The 22,781-nt window shown below is 40.1% G+C and carries 19 protein-coding genes; 6 read left to right on the top strand and 13 right to left on the bottom strand.

Features of this window, described 5'->3' with window-relative positions:
* Nucleotides 1-34: 34 nt before the first annotated feature.
* The 3 genes from DSM106972_RS22205 to DSM106972_RS22195 form a co-directional block, all read right to left on the bottom strand.
* Nucleotides 35-2,173, bottom strand: coding sequence for a GumC family protein (locus DSM106972_RS22205; RefSeq protein WP_127082757.1), 2,139 nt, complete (start codon nt 2,171-2,173; stop codon nt 35-37).
* A gap of 151 nt (nt 2,174-2,324) precedes the next feature.
* Nucleotides 2,325-3,512: a glycosyltransferase family 4 protein gene (locus DSM106972_RS22200; protein WP_127082756.1), complete on the bottom strand. Its 1,188-nt coding sequence runs from the start codon at nt 3,510-3,512 to the stop codon at nt 2,325-2,327.
* 176 nt (nt 3,513-3,688) lie between these two features.
* The gene (locus DSM106972_RS22195) at nt 3,689-4,939 is read right to left on the bottom strand and encodes a glycosyltransferase family 4 protein (RefSeq protein WP_127082829.1); all 1,251 of its coding nucleotides are present in this window, start codon (nt 4,937-4,939) and stop codon (nt 3,689-3,691) included.
* A 918-nt stretch (nt 4,940-5,857) separates the two neighbouring features.
* On the opposite strand from DSM106972_RS22195, the gene DSM106972_RS22190 reads away from it, so the two are divergent.
* Entirely contained in the window at nt 5,858-6,202 is a 345-nt protein-coding gene (locus tag DSM106972_RS22190; RefSeq protein WP_127082755.1) for a hypothetical protein, read from the top strand.
* Between the two features lie 42 nt (nt 6,203-6,244).
* Here the strand turns inward: DSM106972_RS22190 and DSM106972_RS22185 are convergent, their stop codons facing one another.
* Nucleotides 6,245-8,839 (bottom strand): M1 family metallopeptidase, encoded by a 2,595-nt coding sequence (locus tag DSM106972_RS22185; RefSeq protein WP_127082754.1) that lies wholly within the window; start codon nt 8,837-8,839, stop codon nt 6,245-6,247.
* Between the two features lie 437 nt (nt 8,840-9,276).
* Between DSM106972_RS22185 and DSM106972_RS22180 the strand changes: the two genes are divergently transcribed.
* The gene (locus DSM106972_RS22180) at nt 9,277-10,944 is read left to right on the top strand and encodes a DUF3352 domain-containing protein (protein WP_127082753.1); all 1,668 of its coding nucleotides are present in this window, start codon (nt 9,277-9,279) and stop codon (nt 10,942-10,944) included.
* Nucleotides 10,945-11,189: 245 nt separating this feature from the next.
* Nucleotides 11,190-12,107, top strand: a complete 918-nt coding sequence (locus DSM106972_RS22175) for a class I SAM-dependent methyltransferase (RefSeq protein ID WP_127082752.1) — start codon at nt 11,190-11,192, stop codon at nt 12,105-12,107.
* 103 nt (nt 12,108-12,210) lie between these two features.
* On the opposite strand, the gene DSM106972_RS22170 is transcribed toward DSM106972_RS22175, so the two are convergent.
* The 9 genes from DSM106972_RS22170 to psbD form a co-directional block, all read right to left on the bottom strand.
* Nucleotides 12,211-12,405 (bottom strand): hypothetical protein, encoded by a 195-nt coding sequence (locus DSM106972_RS22170; protein ID WP_127082751.1) that lies wholly within the window; start codon nt 12,403-12,405, stop codon nt 12,211-12,213.
* Between the two features lie 56 nt (nt 12,406-12,461).
* Nucleotides 12,462-13,334: a 6-carboxytetrahydropterin synthase gene (locus tag DSM106972_RS22165; RefSeq protein WP_127082750.1), complete on the bottom strand. Its 873-nt coding sequence runs from the start codon at nt 13,332-13,334 to the stop codon at nt 12,462-12,464.
* A gap of 290 nt (nt 13,335-13,624) precedes the next feature.
* Entirely contained in the window at nt 13,625-13,861 is a 237-nt protein-coding gene (locus DSM106972_RS22160) for an addiction module protein (protein WP_127082749.1), read from the bottom strand.
* A gap of 98 nt (nt 13,862-13,959) precedes the next feature.
* On the bottom strand, nt 13,960-14,649 hold the full coding sequence (locus DSM106972_RS22155) for a J domain-containing protein (RefSeq protein WP_127082748.1): 690 nt from the start codon (nt 14,647-14,649) through the stop codon (nt 13,960-13,962).
* Between the two features lie 32 nt (nt 14,650-14,681).
* Nucleotides 14,682-15,635, bottom strand: coding sequence for a cysteine synthase A (cysK, locus tag DSM106972_RS22150; protein ID WP_127082747.1), 954 nt, complete (start codon nt 15,633-15,635; stop codon nt 14,682-14,684).
* 143 nt (nt 15,636-15,778) lie between these two features.
* Nucleotides 15,779-16,216: an RrF2 family transcriptional regulator gene (locus tag DSM106972_RS22145; RefSeq protein ID WP_127082746.1), complete on the bottom strand. Its 438-nt coding sequence runs from the start codon at nt 16,214-16,216 to the stop codon at nt 15,779-15,781.
* 195 nt (nt 16,217-16,411) lie between these two features.
* Nucleotides 16,412-18,295, bottom strand: coding sequence for an iron uptake porin (locus DSM106972_RS22140; RefSeq protein WP_127082745.1), 1,884 nt, complete (start codon nt 18,293-18,295; stop codon nt 16,412-16,414).
* A 468-nt stretch (nt 18,296-18,763) separates the two neighbouring features.
* On the bottom strand, nt 18,764-19,045 hold the full coding sequence (locus DSM106972_RS22135) for a 4a-hydroxytetrahydrobiopterin dehydratase (RefSeq protein WP_127082744.1): 282 nt from the start codon (nt 19,043-19,045) through the stop codon (nt 18,764-18,766).
* Nucleotides 19,046-19,571: 526 nt separating this feature from the next.
* Nucleotides 19,572-20,630 carry a photosystem II reaction center subunit D2 gene (psbD, locus tag DSM106972_RS22130; protein WP_127082743.1) on the bottom strand — a complete coding sequence of 353 codons (1,059 nt, stop codon included), beginning with the start codon at nt 20,628-20,630 and terminating at the stop codon, nt 19,572-19,574.
* Between the two features lie 427 nt (nt 20,631-21,057).
* On the opposite strand from psbD, the gene DSM106972_RS22125 reads away from it, so the two are divergent.
* The 3 genes from DSM106972_RS22125 to DSM106972_RS22115 all read left to right on the top strand — a co-directional run bounded on the left by DSM106972_RS22125 (nt 21,058) and on the right by DSM106972_RS22115 (nt 22,764).
* Nucleotides 21,058-21,330, top strand: coding sequence for a UPF0367 protein family (locus tag DSM106972_RS22125; protein ID WP_127082742.1), 273 nt, complete (start codon nt 21,058-21,060; stop codon nt 21,328-21,330).
* A gap of 21 nt (nt 21,331-21,351) precedes the next feature.
* Nucleotides 21,352-22,020, top strand: coding sequence for an energy-coupling factor ABC transporter ATP-binding protein (locus tag DSM106972_RS22120; RefSeq protein ID WP_127082741.1), 669 nt, complete (start codon nt 21,352-21,354; stop codon nt 22,018-22,020).
* A gap of 195 nt (nt 22,021-22,215) precedes the next feature.
* Nucleotides 22,216-22,764, top strand: coding sequence for an NYN domain-containing protein (locus tag DSM106972_RS22115; RefSeq protein ID WP_127082740.1), 549 nt, complete (start codon nt 22,216-22,218; stop codon nt 22,762-22,764).
* Nucleotides 22,765-22,781 lie beyond the last annotated feature (17 nt).

Genomic DNA, 22,781 nt, shown 5'->3' with positions numbered 1-22,781 from the left:
TAGGAGTTAGGAGTTAGGAATAAGGAGTTAGGAATTAAATTTTGGCTTTTAGACGTTTCATTTGATAACCGCTCATGGGATAGCGGTAATATTGTTCAGTTTGCGAAGTCATACCATTAACTACTACTCCAACGATGGGTATGTGATTGTTGTTTAATTCGGAAACTGCGCGTTGAAGTACTTCTTTAACAGTGATGTTCGGACGTGTTACCATTAGCACACCTTCGCATTGTTTGGCTAGGGTGGCTGTGTCGGCACAAGCGCTCAATGGAGGTGTGTCAATTATGACAAAATCATAGTTAGCAGCAGCTTCTGCTATGAGTTTTTTCATAGCTGCTGATTCTAGTATTTGCGATGGTCTACCGTATATTCCGCCACATGTCAGTACTGAAAGATTTTCAATTTCGGTAGGCTGTACGGCTTCTTTTAAACTGATATTTCCTTCGACTATATCGCTAATACCTGGTTTCCCTGGCAGATTAAAAATAGTATGTTGTACAGGGCGCCGTAAGTCAGCGTCAATTATTAAAGTTCGTCGTGATAACATGGCTGATACAGCAGCAAGGTGCGAAGCCACAATAGATTTGCCTTCACCGGAAATAGTACTACTTACTACTAATAACTGTAGTTCAGAAGTACGAAATTCGAGCGATTTAAATAGCATTCGATATGGTTCGACCAAAGCGACATTATCGAGAAAACCGTCAGCGGGTTCTAATGCTAATGTTTTAGCTGGTAAACGTGGTAATACGCCAAGTAAAGGTAATTTGAGTAATTCTTCAGCTTCAGAAGCATCATGTAGGGTGTTATCCATTACTTCTAAGAGGATGACCACACCAGTTGCTAACAGTAAACCGAAGGCGCCAGCAAGGGCAAGTACAACGTTAGGTTTGGGAGAACTAGCGAAACTTGCGGCTTTTGCAGCTTGAATTACTTGCAGGGTACTAACTTTTTGCGCTTCGGCAATACGTGCTTCTTCAAATTTGGCTTGTAAAAATTTGAGTGATGCAGCAGCTTCTTCGCGTTTACGAATTAAAGCAGTAAGGGGTTGTTGTTGGAGGGGAAGTTGGGTGAGTCGGTTTCGGAGTTGGGCTATATTATTTTGGGTAAGCTGAAGCTTTTGTGCAACTGCCGCTCTTTCAATTTCATTTGTTATAAGTTGGGACGTTAAATCTTGGCTGATTGGGTCGCCCGCTATATTATTTGAATTATTGACGCCAGCTCCTGGAGCGACACGCGAGAGTTCTTGGGCATAAAGATTGCGGAGAGCATCGCGTTGCTGCAACATTTTAACGACAGTAGGATGACTATCAGTAAATTTTAACCGAGCCTCGATAAGTTGAGTCTCTTGCTCGGCAAGTTTGGCACGCAATTTTTGCAGTTCTTGGTCTTGACCACCCCGAACAGATTCATATGCTGTATCAAGTCCTTTAGCTTGGGTTACTTGACGCAACGAGTCAAGGCGTGAATTTGCTTCTTGAAGTTGTGTTGCAAGAGTACGCTGTTGGTCTTCAAGGGATGCCACACTTTGAACAAGGCTTTTGGTTTGTTCGTCAAAATCGACGATGCTACTTTGCTGACGATAATTATTTTCTGCCGCTTCTGCTGCTTGAAGTTGGGTTCGCGCTTGCGGTAGCTGCTGCTGTAAAAATTGGCGAACTTTGGTAGCTTCAGAACTTATCGATTTAATGTTATCGCGAATCGTCGCCATTGCTACGGCATTTGCATATGCGGCAGCAAGGTCTGGATTCTTTGATTGATAACTAATTTCGAGAATATTAGTCGCAGGAATAGTTTTGACTCTTATTCCTTGACTTAATTCATCGACAGTAAGTTTAGTTGACCCATTTTGCCCATCCTCAGAATTTTCTACATCTGAATTTCCTACTATCGCTAATGCTTGAGTAAGAATCCGTTCAGACTTAATTAACTCCGCTTGATTTGCAAGAGGGCTATTTCCTGGACTAGTTACTGATGTTTGTGATAAGTCACGTCCTAATTCAGAAACACTCGTTCGTCTATCATCAAATATCAATCTTGATGAGCTTTCATATAGACGCGGAGTTACTTTCAAATAAGCAACCGCTCCACCAATTACCGCAGTAAAAGTAATTAAAGCAGGTAATCCACGCCGTTTTAAAACTGACAATACTGACCAAAAGCCCTTTTCCATTGCATATACCCTTACGGTTATTGTTGACAGTTAATTGTCATTCTTTATTAGTTTCCAGAAACCCAGTTTCTTATCGATAAATTGCAATCAAAACAACGATTTTCAATATAAACCGGGTTTCTTTTTGAATGACAAAAAACTAATACCATACTTACTTCTTTCCTGTTATAGTAAAAAGTCCACTTTCTGTTGTCTCTAATGCTCCTTCAGATAGAGGTGAATTGAGCAATTTTGTGTATAGTCGCATCGTATCAGAGGTGATTCGTTCCCAACTATAGTTGTTTTGTAGATAAATTTGAGCATTTTTTGCCATTTTCGCACATTCTTGTGGATTCTGAATTGACCATTGAAGCGACTGTAGACAAGAATCTACATTCCCAGCCTCAAATAGTATTCCACGTCCTGCTACTAATTGTTGATGGGGAGGGATGTCGCTCGCAACAACAGGAATGCCTTCGCGCATGGCTTCTAGCATTGCTAAAGGTAATCCTTCGAGGTCAGAAGGTAGTGCAAATAACCCGGCGCCTCGTACAATCTCTGCAAGCCGCACACCTCGCAATTCTCCAGCAAAGACAATGTTAGGGTTGTTGGAAATTTTGTTTAATATCTCGGCAGTATAAGTTTTAGTGTCGCTGACACCACCAGCCAATACTAACTTCCACCCCGTTTGTTGTAATTTTGAAAATGCTTCAATAAGTAAATCAGGACGTTTTTCGGGAACCATTCTACCCAGGAATAGTATATAACGTCCCTTTTCTAAACCCAACTCTTTACCATAATTGAACTGTGAGTCAGAGTCCGCATAAGACGCAGGAGCATTGGGGATATAAACAGTTTGCCTACCATAAGTCCGCTGGAAATAAGTCTGAAGCGCATCCGAAACAACAATAATACCATGAGCAAATTTGACGGCTGCTTGCTCACCCAGTTGTATCAGACCACTCGAAAAACTTCCCCATTTTGCTCTTTGCCAGTCAAGTCCCTGACAAGTAACAACAATTTTAGAATTTGAAGCAATGCGCGGTAAACATGTAAATAACGATGGACCAAGCGCGTGAAAGTGAATTATATCGTAGTGACTAGTAGAAGAAGCGATGGCGCCAAGAGCGGAAGTGACGAAAGCATCAATTCCACGCATTTTCAAGCCAGGTAAAGGTATAACGTTAACCCCTTTATAGTCATAACGTTTACCCAATTTAGTTTCTGTATAGGAAGCGCGAGCGAATAAATCGACACTGCAACCCTGAGTAACCATACGCGGATAAAGTTCCGCACAGTAATGCTCTATCCCACCTTGTAAAGGCGGTAGACCCTTTGCACCAATAACAGCTATTCTCATAACCCAAGTAAAATAAATAACTCAAAGTGTACTCATGAACTTAGTAACATTACTTTTTATTCTTCTTCTTTTCCCCCTAGTTAATTCAACTGTGTTGAATCTGATTGTTCGTTTCAATTGGTTCAAATAAACGAGTTCTATTTCTAACATATAAATTATGCAATTCAACGAATTGACTAATTTGTAGGTATTTCTTGTAAAACTCGTACTTTTTTACTCCAAATAAGCAACATATCAGCGAAAACCTCATTTACAACAGTGCGAGCAGCATATGGACGAGCAACGCGCGTGCAAGCTTCTTGCGAAAAATTATTACTTTTACTTAAAACTTGATGCAGTGCAGAAGCAATACATTCCGGGGTTCGTTCATTACAAACTACTCCACTGTCATGAGTTAATAGTAATGGCGTTTCTCCGGTTTGTGTTGTCACAACTGGAGTTCCACAAGCAAGAGCTTCCAAAGCAACTAATGGTAAACCCTCGTATGCGCTACTTAAAGCAAATACATCACAAACACGGTGTAAATCTGCCAACTCAGCTTGATTTAAAGCTCCCAACATTGTGACAGAGTTTGTTAAACCTAAATTATCTATCTGATCCCGCAGTTGTGGTGCCAACTCACCTTCACCAACGATTAATAAATGAACGTCTTGTTCATTTGACTGGCTATTTAATTGTTTTTTCATAACAGATAATGCCTGTACAAGTAACACAGGGTCTTTCTGAGGATGCAACCTACCAGCAAACAAAATAAATTTCGTTTGCTCCTTCTTAGCGAACTTTCGAGCTAATTCGTGTTTCATAGACGCGCGTTCATCGCGATGCAATGGATAAAAAACTTCGTCATCAAATGAATTTTTGATGTAAGCTATACGGTCGCTCAAATTAGGATAGTGCTGTTGATAAAATTGTGCCGACTTAGTATTGCACGACAAAATTTGATTAAACTGACGCACCAATAAACTTTCAAGAGCAAAATAAATTTTTGGGAATCTTCGCCAAAGAATCGCCTTCTTATCGCCTTCTGCTTTCATTTGCGCGTGAATATCATTGTGGATAAACAACGTTTTCTCACCTTGCCAATGCCAAGTGGCTAAAGTTGGCTCCAAACGATGAAAATGCATGAAATCAGAAGCGAAATTACGTCCCAACAAAGCCGCAGTATACTTGACTGTTGTCGGTATCAAATTTCTAACATTATCATTCTCTAAAGCGAATAAAGGCAAAAATTTTATCGGTCTACCAGCAAAAACAGCTTCTTGCCACTCACCGATATTTTTATCTCCTTTATCTCCTGTCCCAACAAGTCTCACCTCAAAATCATTGGGTGCGTACTTGATGAAAAGTCTAATTAGAGTCTGAATTCCTCCGATAGTACTGTTCCAAGGATTGAATTGGTAAAAAATTGTTAGAACTGGTTTACGCATCATAACAACCTTGGATAATCGTGAAAACACATAGAAGGATTCTCACCTTCATAATTAGCACACAGAAGCTTTGCTGGTTTTACATATAAACTTCATCACACTTTTAAAATCGTAATCGCTTCACACTTTATTTGCACTTTTTTCGTCTAATCTTCATGAAAACTTGATACTCATAGTATCTTTTTTATCTTCAATATAGATCAAAGCTCAATATCGTACACAAAAAGAGTGTAATTGTATACTTTTTTGAATCTTTCACCCTTAAAGCTTTATAATAACTTTATATTTGAGTTATTGTCAAGTATATATACTTAAAAACAATAAGTATCAAATACAACTTTTATGCGATAAATGGTAAATACCAAAATAGCTGATAAGCCTATTTAGCAAGGGTTTCGGTTTTTTTTTGAAAATTGCGAGTTGTATAAGTATGAGCCACATAAAGAGCGGCATGTTTTAATAAAAGGATAATTGAGTTAAATTAACTTCTGACTTTTGATAGGTATTTTTATTTATTTTATCTGCACTATTGTGATTTAGTTAACTCGTTAGATGCTTGACAACTGGTAGAATTTCTCACATTAATGTTTAAGGCTTAATGATACTACTTGCTAGCTATGTATACTCGTGGTTTGTGGCATAGATTAATAAAAACCATCAAATCTATTGATGATTAGGGATGTAACAGATAGATAGTCCGTCAAGTTGTTAGGCGCCTTTTTTTTGATAGGCAGGCAAAGTATATTAAGCGGAAAGGAGTAGGTATACAGGCAAGTACTATTTTATGAATCACCCACTTGGGTGAACCAAGCGGGGGAAGCATAAATAACAAGGTGTATTGTATATTTGGTGCAGCATAACACAGGCAGAAAGTAGACAGTTACAGTGCGTTCCAACCCTTATGCACAGGTTATAAACATGCGCTCAATCCTCAAAATAGTAAAACAGGCGATTGAAACTGGATATATTAGTAATATAGAAATTCAGCAATTGCATAATTTACTCAAATACAGTCATTATGAAGAAGATGTAGACGCTCTGATGGAATTACATCAAGCTGTAGTAACAGGAAGTGTTAGACAAGTTAACGAACACAAAAAACCAGCGATGAAAAAATATCATCGCGGCATCGTAAAAATGAAACTTGTATGCCAGACTACATTTGCTGCTGTAATTGTAGGTACTATAGTTTTCGCGATACCAAAATCTGAACAATCTGTTTTAAACAACGAAGTTAGAACGATGGATATTTGGCAACAGTAAGAGAGTTATAGTAAGGTGGGCAGTGCCCACCTTACATAATACCTATTCCTTTTTCTCTGACTTTGCCTCCAAACTTTCTAAGCGACTTCGTAGCTCTTGATTTTGTTGTTTGAGTTGGTCTAATTCTTGACGTAAGGAATTTAGTCCGTTCTCTTTGCCAATTTTTTGAAGAACTTGAATTATTTCTTCATCCGCAAACCGTCGAACTCGACCGTCGGGAGTTTGACGGGCTAAATTTTCTAAAATAGTCATAGCTTTCTGATTTTCCATCTGCCCCAAAGCAACAACTACCGCAACTTGTGTTAGAAAGAAACTATCGCGTGCAAGCTCGGTTAATCGCTCCAGTATTCGTTCCAAGTTAGTAGCATTTTGACCAATGGATATTTTCCCTAATGCCCGAATTGCTGATAAACGCAACGGTTGAGGGGTGCCAAGCTTGGTATATTCAAGTATCAAATCTAACGCCGTTTCAGAGGTTTTCATTTCACTGAGTCCAGCGATGGCGCCACTGCGAACGACTTCGTTCCAACCAGCTTTATCTTCTAAAACAGATTTGAGAACTTTAATAACTTTTTCTTCTTTAGGCTTTTCGTCACCCGTCGCACCAGCAATTGCTCCAATACTACGACAAGCAGCAGCTTCAACGTAATAACTAGCATCTCCTTCTTGAACTACCGATTTAAGGGCTTTATAGCTTGAGTAAGTTTTAATTTTACCAAGCGCTTCGATGACAGCACGACGTACATAAGGACTATCATCTTTTAAACCAGGTATAAGAAAATCAAAACTTTGGTCAAGGTATATATTTGCAATTTGTTTCGCTACCTCCGCCCGTACACCCCAAAATGAGTCATTCTTCAACGCTTTTCCAAGTGCTTTCAGCGACTCCAAACCACCCTTTTTAGCAAGGGCAACAGCAGCATAAATTCGGGAAGTTGGATGTGGGTCAAACTCAAGCTGTGCCTTTAGTTCAGGTATTGGATATTCTAAAGAGACAGTTTTGAGATAATTGTTGCCTACATCAAAACTAATAAACAAAGGTTTTTCGGTAAGCGGGAAATAAAAGCTTTGTTCTCGCTCATGAATTCGCACGGTAAAAGTAGAGACGCGATTAATCGCGTCTCTACACGCCACATCATCATTTTTTACACCAAACCCAATAGGAATTTTTAGGTCAAACAAATCAGGTTGAGTTTGTTTTACTGTTACCTTTGCAAGGTTGGCATCACTATCCCACAAGTAAGTAACATGATAATCTGGATGTCCTCCGCGATATACGTACTGGTCGAACAGAAACATTAAATTTCGTCCAGTCGCTTTTTCTATTGCCCGCAATAAATCTATTGTCTCAACTGTTTTATGAGCATTATCTTGTACGAACGTTTGTATAGCTTTCCAAAATAAATCTTCGCCTAATTCAGTGCGTATCATGTGATAAACACAGGCGCCTTTTTCGTAGATGTGGCGGTCATAAAGTTCGATAGCTTCGCGGTAAACATGTGTTACCATTGGGCGCCGATAACGTTCCGCATCTTCAGAGAGATAACTACGCGCGTCATTTAAGCGATAATAAGCAGCATCCTCAGCGCCATACTCTTGTTCAGTCCACATAGTCTCAGAGTATGTCGCCATACCCTCTTTAACCCAAGCGTGTGACCAATGTTTAATAACGATTAAATCGCCAAACCACTGGTGTGCAAGTTCATGAACAACCAAGCTTTCGGTATTACGGTTATCGAGTGCTGCTACAGAGTCGAGTAAACATCTATCAGTTAATACAGTAGTGGAGGTATTTTCCATACCTCCAAAAATGAAGTCATCGACGCAAACCTGAGCATATTTGGGAAAAGGATAAGGATAACCATACTTTTTGCTCAAAAACTCCATCATCCGGGGAGTTTTGCCCATACTACGCACAGCATCTTCTTCACGCCCTTTTTCGACGTAGTAAGTTACCTGTTTACCATTCCATTCATCGCGAATTTCAGCAAAATCACCCACTGTTAATGTCATTAAATAAGTTGGGTGAATTTCTTTCTGTAACCAATGATAGATTTTGTAATCGCCACCATCTGAAGTAGTACTAATTAACTCACCGTTAGAAATGGCAATATATGGTTTAGGTATACGAACCCGAATTTCGCTCGTAGATAATTGTCCTGGGTAATCAAAACATGGGAACCAGAAACGTGAATCTTCGTCTTCCCCTTGAGTCCAGACTTGTATGGGTTTATTCGGATAATGCTTGTCAGGCTTGATAAAGTAAATACCACGCTGTGGTGTAGTACACAAGTATTTAATACTAATGTTGATTAGTTTTCCAGCTTGTGTGGGTGAATCGAGGTGAACAAAAAGCTGCTCGCCATCGTAATCAAACTTTTGCGCTTGTGTATCGACTTCCACACCTTCGATATTGAGATTAACAGCATCGAGGGTTAGGCTGTGAAGGCTATCGCGAATTGGTTTGAGCCTGATAGTGCAAGTTCCGTGATAACTCTGTTTGGTTACATCAAGGTTGATGTCAAGAAATATGTGTTCAACCTGTCCGGGACGGTCAGGTGTGTAATGCGGTTTAGCTCCTGGTAACTCAAAAGACTTATAATGGCTTTTTTCCGTATCAAAATAAAACTGCGACATCGACGTTAAGTGACCTTAATTATCCTGATTTAACGAAATTCTCTTAAAAGAAACAGCAATTGCTGCTACCAAATTTGGTGATTAGCAGGTTATTGACAAATTACTTGCCTGCACTTGCCAATCAATATAGTAAAAGTACCCTATTGATACCTGTATAACTTAAAATAACTGGTTTATGTTGTTTTAAGCATGGTGAGTTTTGATATGGGTAGTAAACGTGCATTGACAATATCCAACAGAAATGCGGATTTGCGTGTTTTGCACTTGAAGTAGTATTTTGGAACAGATTTTAGCCCTTCTTAGTTTGAGGAAATACTAATTTTATCAGTAGTTACCGCTAAATTAGTGGAGCTGGAAAAGAAATCCATATATTTTCTGCGCTTACGTTGATGACCCAAAAGCAATTTGACGATTTGAGAAAACAAGGATAGACAACAATGCCTGAGAGTAAGTCAAAATTTTTAATCCCAGCGATTGGTGCTGCGGCTGTAGCAGTTGGTGGTATTGCTGCCTACATGTATTTTTTCAAGGGTCCTTCTGGTGATAGTTCTGGCGCCATAGCGAGCGCGCGAGTAGTTCCAGATGACGCATTAGTAGCCACATATATAACAACTGACCCACAAGCTTGGTCTAAACTGTCGCAGTTTGGTACACCAGAAGCTCAAAAAGTTGTATCTAATTCATTAGAAGCTTTTAATAAGACAACATTAGCTGATGGTAATATTTCATACGAAAAAGACTTAAAGCCTTGGATAAGTGGTGTAATGGTAGCGCTTCTACCATCTAACCCAGCAAAACCGACTCAAGCAACTCCTCAAGCAACCCAAGAACCGAACGTTTTGATGGTGGTTGGGATTAAAGATAAAATTAGCGCTTTAAATCTTGCAAATCGCTTAAAATCGCAAAAAGACGTAAAAAGCCAAGAAATTGATTATAAGGGTGAAAAAATCACCGAAACCCAAGGACAGGGCAAACCTACATACAGCGCTATTATAAACAATAATAATTACTTAGTATTCTCCCAAGATAAAATAGCCATCGAACAAGCTATAGATACCGTTAAAGGCGAACCCTCATTTGCGAGTAAACAAGGCGCCAGCGAAATTTTGAGCAAAGGTGTCGATGTTCAAAACGCAGTTGCCCAGATATATGTACCAGATTATGCTAGTATGTTTGAGCAATTAATCAAAAATAGTTCTCAAGCAAAACAGATACCTCGCCAAACTTTAGACCAGTTAAAGCAAGTTAAATCAATGGTTGCAGGTATTGGTATTGATAATGACGGCGTGCGGATGAAAGCTGTAGCTAACATCGACCCCAAACTTTTAAAGTATAAATATGAACCAAGTTCTTCTAAAGTAGTTTCTCAGTTCCCAGCAAATACACTCGCTTTGGTCAGTGGACAAGGAATAAGCCGCTGGTGGAAAGCAGTTACTGAAGAATCTAAAAATTATCCAGAACTAAACCAAGCACTTCAACAAGCACGAGGACAACTTCAATCTGTAAATATAGATTTAGACAAAGATGTTTTTGGTTGGATGGACGGCGAATTTGGATTAGCAGCAATACCTTCTGACCAAGGAGTCCTAGCAGGTTTTGGATTTGGTGGCGCCTTTGTATTTGACACAAGCGACCGCAAAACAGCCGAAGCAACTTTTTCAAAAATCGACAACATAGTTAAAACGCAAAACGTAAATGTGCAAGCACGTAAAATAGGTGATAGAGACATAACCGAGTGGCAAATACCTAACCAAGGTGGACTATTAGCACATGGTTGGCTTGACCAAGACACAGTATTTATAGCACTAGGTGGTCCCATCGCTGATACCTTATCAATTAAAGGTGGGCAACCTTTAGACAATAGCGACTCATTCAAAACCATCACAGGGTCATTACAAAGACCTAACGGTGGATATATATATATAGATATGGATAAAACCATGTTGATAGTCAACAAATTTGCAACCGCAGCAGGCCCAATAACACCCGACACAGCAGCAATTCTCAACTCAATTCGTGGAATAGGAGTAACAGCCAATAGTAACAATGAATCAACAACCCAAATGGAAATGTTGTTATCACTCAAACCAAAAACCGCAAAATAGGCAACGGTACCACTCCTGTAACGGATGAGTTACTCCTTAACGTAGCATAGGCGCCCCACCTGTGCTACTTATTTGCCTAAACCAGTAGTACCAATTTGCGACGTTTAAATACAAATTTACTTAAAATACCTGTAATACCAGTTAGCTGAAATACACGCTTTCTGACCTTTTTCAAAAAGCAGCTTTAGATTAGCATTGATTTTATTGAGATTTTGAAACCTTTTTTGTAAAAAGAAGCGAATTTTATGACTGCTGCCATTAAAAACACTCCAGATATAGCATCGCGTTTAGTAAACGGGGTACTAGCGATTAAACCATTGGCTAACTTTGCTAAACATCAAGCACGTCAAATGATGATAAAACGCGCGCATGAACTTGGTGTACCCTGGAAAAACGAAGTTGACACATTAAAAACCCGTGACTGGCAATCTGATTTGGCTCAAGTCAAAAATCCCGATTTATCATACCCAGAGTATTATCTAACTTCCTTTCATGCTTACGAAAGTGGTAATATGAGTTGGCTAGCAGCTTTTGAAGTCGAATCTGCTGCATATGCTGTCCATGCAAAAATCTGGCAAGATGCAGGCGCCCAAGGTGATACAAAACTGCGCCAAAATTATCACAATATTCTTATAAAGCATATACCAAACCCACCTCAAACTATTCTCGACATCGGATGTAGTGTTGGCATGAGTACTTTTGCACTGCAATATTTATATTCAAACGCACAAGTTACAGGTTTAGACCTATCACCTTACTTCTTGGCTGTTGCCCATTATCGCGCACAGGAGCGACAAGCAAAAATCAACTGGGTTCATGCAGCAGCAGAGTCAACTGGTTTACCTAATGCTTCGTTTGATTTAGTTTCAATATTTCTTGTTTGTCACGAATTACCACAAACTGCCACTAAACAAATTTTTGCTGAAGCGCGAAGGCTATTACGTCCGAACGGTCATTTAGCAATAATGGATATGAATCCGAGGGCAGAAGCATTTAAAATGATGCCTCCTTATGTATTTACTCTGCTCAAAAGTACAGAACCTTATTTGGACGATTATTTTAGCTTGGATATAGAACAAGCATTAATTGAAGCAGGTTTTACGGCGCCTGTCATTGCTTCTAATAGTCCTCGGCACCGTACTATTATCGCTAAAGTCGCATAATTGACATTAACCTTTCTGTGTCATGCTGAACGTAGTGAAGCATCTTATATATGGTTATATATAGCAAAACTCTAGATTCTTCGCTACGCGACTAATGACATGTTTATACTTTTTCTAACTTTTGAACTATCGCCTCCGCCAATTCTTCACGGATAGCTTCTAAGTATATAATGTCATTTGCTAGATAAAAATTTTCATCAGAGTCAGCATGTATATTGTTGAAGCTTTCTTTATAAGCTTTGATTCGATAATCTAGTGCCTCTATGATAAAGCGAACAGCTTTCGGTGATAATTGCATCCAATGTTCTCCAAGAGAGAGTTGCTGAACAGGCAGGATGCCTGTTCTACATTGGATTATACTTGTGCTAACAGTGGTTGGCTTTGTGTTGTAGAAGGTATGTTTTGTTGAGAGTTGTTGCAGTATATTTCACAGGAGTTGTTGGGACTCTCGATGAGTTTAATTTTGTGAAGACTGGCACCTATATTTTGAATTGGTGCCCGTAGTACGTTACTTATATAGAGTGCGATGTTTTCGGCAGTGGGTACTACTTCACTAAAGTAAGCAATATCTTTGTTTAAGAAGGTATGGTCAAAGGGTTCTACTACATAATCGTCAATTACTTTTTGTAGGGCGCCTAAATCAACTAACATACCTGTACGTTTGTCAATATCACCTTTAACGGTCACTTCTAAATGGTAATTATGCCCATGACCGTTAGGACGCGCGCATTTGCCGTAAATCTCAAAGTTTTTTTCGTCACTTAAGCTCGGATGTGCCAAACGGTGTGCGGCACTAAAGTGAGTACTGACGGTAAGATAACCTTCCATTGCATTGCCCATATAATCTGCCCAAAGTTCAGGATGTTCAAATAGCTGTATACGAACCACAGGTAAATGCGGTGTTAATTTGTCCCAAATTACCCGTGCAATATTTTCTGTCGTTGGCAAAGTTTCTTGAAACTCCGACCACACATCATTGAGAAACGAGTAGTCTAGTTGACCTGTGACTTCCCGCTTGATTACGTGTTTGACATCAGATAAATTTAGCACCATGCCATATTCATCAAGTTCCCCAAGCAAGGAAACGAATAAAACATAGTTATGTCCATGTCCGGGAAATTTAGCACATGCACCAAATTTCTCAAAATTCTCAACTTCGCTCAACTCCGGCAACCAATAGCGGTGACTTGCCGAAAACTGTGCGCGGCGATTAACAATGCATTGCATGAGTACCTTGGCAGCAGAATTTAAAATTTCTTAACGTTTCACTACTACCAGCATAAACCAATAAGGCACCTAGTAGTTAGTTGTGTTTTCACTACTTACGATTGTGCTGACAGTATGTTGATGTTTATGCTGGCTATGCTCGCTGCTGCCATATTTTCGGATTGCGTTTACTATGAAACACAGCAATCACCACTATATTATTGGTTTCAATTTTATATAAAATAGAGTAAGGAAATTTTGGAATTACAGCACGACGAGCGTCTTTAAAAACAATAGTGAATGACTGAGGCTCATTCGGAAACTCTTGCCCTCGCCAAAGCTTGAGATCTTACTTCTTCCCAAGAAACTACAGCGTTAGGATTCGCTTCATGAGCAGCTAAACGTCTCGATAACTCTTGCTTTTGTACCTCAGTCAACTCCAGTTGTTCTGGTTGCTGGCTGATACTGTCCCAAATTTCTTGAACTATCTGAATCCGTTCTTTGACACTTAATTCTTTTATTTCTGCGAATGTAGCCGCAACATCCATAAATGTACTCCTTTATATTAACTTGGGTAAGTTACAACTATATCAATAGTATCTTGTATAATCCAAAAGGTGTTGATGGGTTTGCCATACAATTTACGCTACTTGTAAATATCTACAGATTCTTGTGCTTCATATAACAGATGTTCTGCGATACGAAACATTTCTTGTCCTGTGTGCAAATAGTTTTCGTCGTAGTTGAGTGGAAAATATTTAAATTCGTCTAAACCGTCACTAACTTGGTTCAAGCTGTAATAAAGATGTGCTGCTGCTCTCGCTAATAATGGTGGGTTTGGGAGTGAGCGAAATGAGGTTTGCGCTTGTTTGAGTTTTGCACGACAGTCGTCTAAATATTCTTGGAATGCTTCTAACAAGTCATCATCGAAGGGGTCTGCCGATAAATTGTCGATTTGTTCTTGTAGCGATTCTAAAATCCAAGTCAGTGTATCATTTACTGGAAAATAGATTCTCTGTAGCCATTGTTCGACTAATTCGTCAATATCTCGCCCTGTTTGGCGCTTGCCTTGTTGTTTTGTTCGTGTTCGCTGACTATAATCATTCTCACGAACTTGCGAATTTTTATTTAGTCCACGGTCATAGCTTTTGCGACTTTTTTCGTCACCTAACACTTCATAAGCTGCATTAATACGAATAATTTCTTCAGAGTCAGAAGTTTCTGGATTAGTATCTGGGTGAAACAATTTAACCAAGCGGCGATAAGACTGTTTAATCTCCGCTTGGCTAGCATTTTTACTGACTTTAAGGGTGTCGTAGTGATTTGTATCAGTCATTAACTAAATATATCAACCTTTGTGGGGTAAAGTTATTGACCCACTTTTGATTCTAAATCTTGGAATAGAGGTGTGCTTAAATATCTTTCACCAAAGCTAGGTTGAACCATTACAATTAAACGTCCAGCGTTTTCTTGACGTTTACCTACTTGAATTGCAGCATATAATGCGGCGCCAGTAGAAATTCCAGATAATAATCCTTCTTCGCGTGCTAAACGGCGCCCATAAGCTATTGCTTGGTCATCACTGACGGTAATAACCTCGTCAATTAATTTTACCTTAAGGACTTGCGGGATAAAACCGGCGCCAATACCTTGAATTTTATGAGGGCCTGGTTGTCCCCCTGAAAGCACAGGACTATTGCTTGGTTCTACAGCAATTGCTTTAAAACTAGGTTTAATAGCTTTAATAACCTCAGCAACACCCGTAATTGTTCCTCCAGTACCGATACCAGCAACTACCATATCAACCTTTCCATCGGTATCTTGCCAAATCTCTAGAGCAGTTGTCTCACGGTGTATTTGGACGTTTGCTGGGTTACGAAACTGCTGTAACATATACGCATAAGGCGTAGTATCAACTATTTCCTGCGCGCGTCGAATGGCGCCACCCATACCTTCAATACCAGGTGTTAATACTAACTCGGCGCCGTATGCCCGTAACATTGCTCGCCGTTCACCACTCATTGTCTCAGGCATCGTCAAAATTAACCGATAACCCTTAGCAGCAGCAGCCATTGCCAGCGCAATTCCAGTATTTCCAGATGTAGGTTCAACAAGTACAGTCTTTTCTGGAAAAATTAAACCCTCAGCTTCAGCAGCATTAATCATACTCACCCCTATCCGGTCTTTCACCGAAGCAGAAGGGTTCATACTTTCCATCTTCACCACAATTTTCGCCATACACCCCTCAGCTTGGGGTATTCTATTTAACTGCACCAAAGGAGTGCGACCAATCAGTTCAGTAATATCACGAGCAATGTTCATAGTTAATAGTTCAAAGTGCTGAGTGCTGAGTGCTGAGTGCTGAGTAAGGAGTTGGGAGTTGGAAGTAAGGAGTTAGAGAGAATTAAATAAAAATTATTTAACTAATAACTAATAACTCACGACTCAGCACTCAGCAATCAGCACTAAATGTAATACATAATATCCAATTGTTTGCGTGCATCACGCTTCTCGCACAAATCAGCAAGAGTGTAATTCTGTAAAACTACATTTGCGGCTTGGCGAGCTTCTTGCCAAACTTCTTCAATAACTGAGCTATCTGGTGTTTTAGGCTTGACTTCTTCTTCGTTAGTTCGGATATCAAAACCTTCCAAACAAATTAAAACCTCGTATATTGAAATCTTCCAAGGTTCGCGCGCTAAAAGGTAGCCTCCTTTAGAACCGCGTTGACTTCTGAGAATACCTCCACGTCTAAGAGTTGCTAATAATTGCTCCAAATAACGGTCAGGTATATTTTGCTGTGCCGCAATTTGTCGAATTTGTAATGGTTCTCCGTTTTGGTACTGGGACGCCAGTTCCAATAATGCCAATATCGCATATTCCGATTTACAAGATAGTTCCACAGGCGGCCAATTTATTATAGAGATTTCCTATAGTATACTCCGGTTCTCCACTGGGGTTTGTTCGGTTTCCCCACAAAATAAAATAATTCCCCGCGATATCGCAGGGAATTCCAAATTTTGTTCTATTCTCCTACCTATAAGTCTTTCTGACGAGCTTTCGACTGAAAGACTTATGATTCAAAATTGCTAACAATTTTAGAATGTAAAAGTGGTTCTCAAAGTACCGATGATGGCATCATCGTTATTGTTGCTTTGACCAGGAGAGGTCAACCAAATTACACCAGGAGTGATGGAGATATTATCGCTAACACGGTACTTATAGAAACCTTCGATGTGGTACGGTACATCTCTTTGACCACTACCTGCACGATTAAACGAATAAGGTTGGGCGCCTGCGAAGATACCAAGAACGTTACCTCTTTTACCAAAGTCAGGTAAAGCAATACCAGCACCGTAACTCCAAGCTTCACGGTCATTGTTAGCACCTTGGCTATTTAAGTCGTGGTAAGAAACGAAACCACTGATAGATAACCTATCGCTAGGTCTAAATGCAACCGAGGCGCCGTAAGAATTACTCGAAGTTGCAGTTTCATTAAAGTTAGCTTGGCGAGTACCAACAAGAGGAATATTTGTGTTCCTTGTCAGACCAGTAGTTGGGCTAACTATGTCGCCAGTACCACCAAAACCCCCTGCATCGAATAATGTGCTACCTGCACCATGATAACCGTGTACGTAGGTTGCAGCTAAAGCAATGCGCTCACCCAAATTGAAATTTAATTGCCCTAGGGCTGCATAATTACCACCAAATAAACCTGATCCAGGAGTAGGAATATTTGGTCCTTGATTATCACCATTAGGAGTAGGATTATCTGATGCTAAATAACCAACAGTGATAGAACTAGGCTTAAGAATACCGCCACTTCTGCCAAATGGAATATTTAACGCTGCACCAGCACCACCACCAATTCGGTATATGGGGTTTTGAGATGCAAAGGTTGATAGGGCACCGTTGCCACCATCGTAGTCTTCAAAGTATGGATTGTTGGTTGCTGCATAATCTGCATGAACACCACCTGTTGCTGCTACATACAATTGAGCAGGTCCAATAGGCACATAGTAAGCTAACCAATCTAAAGCTACCCCATTACTGGCATTGCTACCTCCTATTACGTTAAAGGTTTGAGTTCCTTCAAAAGTACTGTTAACGTCATTTACGTTGCCAGCACCCAAGTCGAAACGTCCTGCGTTGCCAGCAGCCAAGCGAGTGTGCAATACGTCTCTACCAGTAAAACTGGTTTGTAAGTCAAGACGAATGCGGTTTTGCAGAACTGTGTTATTACGACTGTCTACTTGGTCGCCAAATGCGTCGGTTACAGCGAAGATAGCTTCACCCACTAGCTTGGTTGTGGTTGAAAACTGATTTGCTTCTAGTTCAGCAGTACGTGCTTCTAAGTTGTCAACGCGACCACGCAAGGTTGCTAATTCTGCCGAAAACTCTTCTTGCAAACGCTGTAAGGTTGCTAAATCTTCTTTTCTTACCAAATCAGCGGTTGCGGTTGCAATTAACTCATTAACACGGTCTAAACAAGCGTTTAATCCTGCTGCGAATTCATAACGAGTTAATGCGCGGTTTCCACGATAAGTACCGTTAGGATAACCAGCGATACAACCATAACGTTCTACCAACGATTGCAATGCTTGGAAAGCCCAATCTGTTGGCTGTACATCGGAAAACTGAGAAACCGATGTTACTTGTCCTTGAGAGTTTCCTCTTCCTTCGTTACCGTATTTATTGATTTGGTCAAGACTGTTGACATTAGTTTGTTGTGGTTGCGCTTGTGCCAACAAGTCTGTTTTTTGAGCAGTTTCGATAGGGGTAACTGCTGTAAAGACTGATGTTGTCTTTGTTGTGTTGTCTGTGGATGCTGTTAATGCAGCTTCGTTTGAAGCTACTTTTGACTCTGGTGCATTCACTTGAGTTGTTTTGCTACCAGCTGCAAATGCGGACGTTGACACCAAAAGCGTCGCGCCTAGGACTGCTGGGCTTACCACCAAAGATTTCCACAATATATTTGACATTTTTACTGTTCTCCTCACACCTCGTGTAGACATTTTGTTTGCTGCAACTAATTGTTTAGTTAATGCTACTTCTGTTCTTGACTGCTAGATTCAGGCAAAAGTGCCCGCATCTACAATTCTAGTTCTAGCAAATTTAATAGAGTTACGCTAACTATTCTCACAGTTAACTTATGCAATAAAGCTGCTTATAACTTTTACATTATAAAGCAACTTTTTTGCCTTCTGACAAGATGATAGCGTTCACATGTCTAACTGTCACATACCCAATAAAGGATATTTTTAATTACGAATCCATTACTATCAGTAGATGTTTCTCAAACTGTTTCCCAATTTTTATACTATCCGTATCAGTCTAAATACTGAACAATTTTTGATTACCGTAGTATTAATTCAGTTATTTTTGATATTTGCTGCAAATTTCTATTAAATACTCATCAAAAATACTGTTTCTATGGTGCCACGTGTATTTCAAATGATTTGCGAAATAACTTGAGCTAAGTCAAAATCTTTCTGCGTCAACCCACCTGCATCATGGGTAGTTAAAGTTATTTTTACTGTGTTATAAGAAATTTCTATATCTGGGTGATGTCCTGCTGACTCCGCAGGCGCCACCAGCTTATTGACAAAATCTACTGATTGAATAAAATCTTTAAACTTACGTGTTGCACGCAGTGTCTTGGATTCAATATTCCATCCATCTAACACTTGTACACGTTCTTGAATCTCTGATTCGTTTAGTAATGGCGCCATGTTTTACATACCTTATATCTAGTCTGCACTTTATCCTGATATAGGCATTTTACAGCGATTTGTTTATGTTTACGTAAAACATCAGTAAAACAATCTATAAAACTATCCGCCCTTACTTAAATCAGGTGACTTAAGTAAGGGCGGTCTAGTCGGGTCTTCAGGTTGCAACCAGACTGCCGGAAGGAACTCCAAGCATAATCTAGCCACTTAAGCTAACTTAGTCAGATAAGCAGACTAAGAGTAACTCCTAGAGAACAGCCCCGGCGCACAGCCGGCTAACTGCAACCTGATGACCCATGCGTATACTACTTTCTATCATGGGCATCACCTCCTTGTTGCCTAAACGGTCTTAGTCTCAAAAGGCAGAAACTTAAAGCTTCTGGGTGTTTATTCCTGTAAACAAATATAGCACATACTAATGGGAACGTGTCTACTGTTTTTTAGTAAAATTCCATAAAAAACCCTACCTTGAAGGTAGGGTTTTCCTCTTAATGCTCGTAGCGTTAATGTTTAAACATTCGTAAGCTTACAGCGCGTTACCACGAGGTAATACTTCTTCTGGGAATATGAATTTCTCGTGAGGTTGGTCTTGAGGCGCCATCCAAGCACGAATACCTTCGTTAAGAAGAATATTCTTGGTGTAGAAGGTTTCAAATTCAGGGTCTTCTGCGGCACGTAACTCTTGTGATACGAAGTCGTAAGCACGTAAGTTAAGAGCAAGACCAACAATACCAACTGCACTCATCCACAACCCTGTTACAGGTACAAATAACATGAAGAAGTGCAACCAGCGCTTGTTAGAGAAAGCAATACCAAAAATCTGTGACCAGAAACGGTTTGCAGTCACCATCGAATAGGTTTCTTCTGCTTGAGTTGGGTTGAACGCACGGAAGGTATTCGATGCGTCACCATCTTCAAACAATGTGTTTTCTACTGTTGCACCGTGAATAGCACACAACAACGCACCACCAAGTACACCTGCTACACCCATCATATGGAAGGGGTTAAGTGTCCAGTTGTGGAAACCTTGTAAAAACAGTAAGAAACGGAAAATTGCTGCTACTCCAAAGCTAGGAGCAAAGAACCATGATGATTGACCCAAGGGGTACATCAAAAATACGCTGACAAATACAGCGATAGGCGCACTAAAAGCAATTGCGTTGTAAGGACGAATTCCTACCAAGCGAGCAACTTCAAACTGACGTAGCATAAAGCCAATCAATCCAAAGGCGCCGTGCAATGCTACGAATGCCCACAAACCACCCAATTGACACCAGCGAGTAAAGTCACCTTGTGCTTCAGGTCCCCACAGCAGTAACAATGAGTGTCCCATTGCATCTGCAGGAGTTGAAACAGCTACTGTTAAAAAGTTACAACCTTCTAAGTAACTAGATGCTAACCCGTGAGTATACCAAGAAGTTACAAAAGTTGTTCCAGTTAACCAACCGCCTAGTGCTAGGAAAGCACAGGGAAATAGTAAAATCCCTGACCAACCTACAAACACGAAACGGTCACGCTTTAACCAGTCGTCGAGTACGTCAAACCACCCACGGCTTCTGGGGGCACGTCCTACTGCAATGGTCATGACTAGAGAATCTCCAGGATATTATAATTACAAGAATTTTACCTATCTATGTGCCGAAATAAAAGTATTGGCTTCTAGACAGATAATCAACTAGACGTCAAATCCAGTTAACAATTTTTTACTCTCTCTAATATAGTAAAGCCTATTTACTTATTTTTCCAGGGGGGTTTTTAATATAACTCAGCACGAAACAGGGCAATAATGCATACGTAGCATACAATACAGCAATTGTAGAGAAATATTAAGAATAAGTAAAATATATTTAGAAAGATAGGGGCGGGTTCACCGAAATTTTCCATCATCAACCAAGACACAAGTAAACCCGCCCGTACAAGAGTTAGGAGTCAGGAGTTGTAAAGACCGTACATGTACTGTCTCAACTCTGCGCGCTAGAATGATGGCTGAGATTTAATGAAGTAAAGCTGAAATGTTCACCATCGATTTAACTGTAAAAAATACCGCTTTCCCTCTTTCGATACAACGTAAGTCTTCTGAAGATGCTGAGGCAGTTTACCAACTGATTACAACAGCTATGCGCTCAGGTACCCCAGATATTATTGAGCTAAAGTGTGAAGGTAAGACAGAGAAGAAAATTGCCGTTCGAGCAAGTGAAATTTCTGGGTTACAAGTGACTCAGAAAGAAGGTTCAGCAATTGGTACTGGTAGACCTCCTGGTTTCTTTGCGGTTACTGCTGAATAAGCAGCACGCAAAAACAGCAGCATGGTACAACTAGGTATTGAGGTCAAAGATTTAAACTTTAACTGGACTTCTGGGCAAGAAGTTATTAAATCTTGTTCGTTGCAAGTGCCCAAAGGTGAGTTTTGGATGCTTTTAGGCACTAATGGCAGCGGTAAATCAACTATATTAAGGCTGTTAGCTGGACTATTGGTGCCACTATCGGGTGAAATTAAAACTTTGCAACCCGTTGGTTTTGTCTTCCAAAACCCTGACCACCAATTAGTTATGCCTACAGTCGGTGCTGATGTGGCATTTGGACTGGTAGAAGAAAAACTACCGTCCAAAGCTGTGAAAGCTAGAGTTGAAGAAGCATTAAATGCTGTCAACCTACTTTCGTTGCAAAAGCGCCCAATTTATGCATTGAGCGGTGGACAAAAGCAGCGCGTTGCCATCGCTGGCGCCTTGGCACGTCATTGTGAAGTTCTATTATTAGATGAACCAACGGCATTACTTGACCCTGATAGCCAACTCGAACTTGTTGATGGTGTTCGTCGCTTAGTTAAAAGTAGAGGTATCACCGCTCTTTGGGTGACACACCGCTTGGACGAATTAAATTACTGTGATGGAGCTTTTTTACTCGAAAAAGGCGTACTCGTTGATAGTGGCTCTTCACAGCGACTTAAACAACGATTAATGGAAACAGAGGAGTAGAAAGTGCTGAGTGCTGAGTGCTGAGTAGTAACTCCTAACTCCTAACTCCTAACTCCTAACTCCTAAATTCGTTCCTTAGCACTCAGCACTCATTACTCATAACTTAAATTGTAACATGATGTTACAATAGGGACTTGGATTATTATAAGAGTTATGAACGATTTGTTAACTCTTGAAAATTTGTGAATATAAACCATGTCCCGTTCTCTTGCACCAGCCGTTCTATTAGTGGACGGCTACAATATAATAGGCGCCTGGTCTTGCCTAAAAAAGACTCGTGATACAGCTGGTCTTGAGGCAGCACGTGGTGAATTAGTAGAATCTATGATTAATTACAGTGCTTTTAAAGGCTATCAAACTCAAATCGTTTTCGATGCCCAGTATCAAAACACTTGCAGCAATCGAGAGGTAATAACAGAGCTTTTATCTGTTCATTACACTGAGTTTAACCAAACAGCAGATACTTATATAGAAAAAAGTTGTGCATCTTACCGTCATCACATTGCCCAGTCTTTAATATCGCGTGTCATTGTCGCTACATCGGACCGCGCACAGCAACTGATGATACAAGGTTACGGCGCCGAGTGGATGTCCGCTTTACAACTTTGTCACGATGTTCAAACAAACGTTTGTCGTGCGCGTCAGAAGTATAATCCACGTAAACAATCTAACGGTAGATTTTTAGCTAATTCCATCGATGATAAAGCACGTCAGCGTTTAGCTGAGTTGCGTATGTTACCTTGATTCCTTGACCAGCATTC

It is taken from the genome of Dulcicalothrix desertica PCC 7102 (genome assembly GCF_003991905.1).
Taxonomy (GTDB): domain Bacteria; phylum Cyanobacteriota; class Cyanobacteriia; order Cyanobacteriales; family Nostocaceae; genus Dulcicalothrix; species Dulcicalothrix desertica.
The sequence above is the reverse complement of the archived record's forward strand: the minus strand, read 5'-3'. Positions and strand labels throughout refer to the sequence as shown.

Excerpts from the sequence above, each read along its gene's own strand:
- DSM106972_RS22205 (WP_127082757.1), bottom strand. The coding sequence starts at position 2,173 with ATGGAAAAGGGCTTTTGGTCAGTATTGTCAGTTTTAAAACGGCGTGGA.
- DSM106972_RS22200 (WP_127082756.1), bottom strand. The coding sequence starts at position 3,512 with ATGAGAATAGCTGTTATTGGTGCAAAGGGTCTACCGCCTTTACAAGGT.
- DSM106972_RS22195 (WP_127082829.1), bottom strand. The coding sequence starts at position 4,939 with ATGCGTAAACCAGTTCTAACAATTTTTTACCAATTCAATCCTTGGAAC.
- DSM106972_RS22190 (WP_127082755.1), top strand. The coding sequence starts at position 5,858 with ATGCGCTCAATCCTCAAAATAGTAAAACAGGCGATTGAAACTGGATAT.
- DSM106972_RS22185 (WP_127082754.1), bottom strand. The coding sequence starts at position 8,839 with ATGTCGCAGTTTTATTTTGATACGGAAAAAAGCCATTATAAGTCTTTT.
- DSM106972_RS22180 (WP_127082753.1), top strand. The coding sequence starts at position 9,277 with ATGCCTGAGAGTAAGTCAAAATTTTTAATCCCAGCGATTGGTGCTGCG.
- DSM106972_RS22175 (WP_127082752.1), top strand. The coding sequence starts at position 11,190 with ATGACTGCTGCCATTAAAAACACTCCAGATATAGCATCGCGTTTAGTA.
- DSM106972_RS22170 (WP_127082751.1), bottom strand. The coding sequence starts at position 12,405 with ATGCAATTATCACCGAAAGCTGTTCGCTTTATCATAGAGGCACTAGAT.
- DSM106972_RS22165 (WP_127082750.1), bottom strand. The coding sequence starts at position 13,334 with ATGCAATGCATTGTTAATCGCCGCGCACAGTTTTCGGCAAGTCACCGC.
- DSM106972_RS22160 (WP_127082749.1), bottom strand. The coding sequence starts at position 13,861 with ATGGATGTTGCGGCTACATTCGCAGAAATAAAAGAATTAAGTGTCAAA.
- DSM106972_RS22155 (WP_127082748.1), bottom strand. The coding sequence starts at position 14,649 with ATGACTGATACAAATCACTACGACACCCTTAAAGTCAGTAAAAATGCT.
- cysK (WP_127082747.1), bottom strand. The coding sequence starts at position 15,635 with ATGAACATTGCTCGTGATATTACTGAACTGATTGGTCGCACTCCTTTG.
- DSM106972_RS22140 (WP_127082745.1), bottom strand. The coding sequence starts at position 18,295 with ATGTCAAATATATTGTGGAAATCTTTGGTGGTAAGCCCAGCAGTCCTA.
- DSM106972_RS22135 (WP_127082744.1), bottom strand. The coding sequence starts at position 19,045 with ATGGCGCCATTACTAAACGAATCAGAGATTCAAGAACGTGTACAAGTG.
- psbD (WP_127082743.1), bottom strand. The coding sequence starts at position 20,630 with ATGACCATTGCAGTAGGACGTGCCCCCAGAAGCCGTGGGTGGTTTGAC.
- DSM106972_RS22125 (WP_127082742.1), top strand. The coding sequence starts at position 21,058 with ATGTTCACCATCGATTTAACTGTAAAAAATACCGCTTTCCCTCTTTCG.
- DSM106972_RS22120 (WP_127082741.1), top strand. The coding sequence starts at position 21,352 with ATGGTACAACTAGGTATTGAGGTCAAAGATTTAAACTTTAACTGGACT.
- DSM106972_RS22115 (WP_127082740.1), top strand. The coding sequence starts at position 22,216 with ATGTCCCGTTCTCTTGCACCAGCCGTTCTATTAGTGGACGGCTACAAT.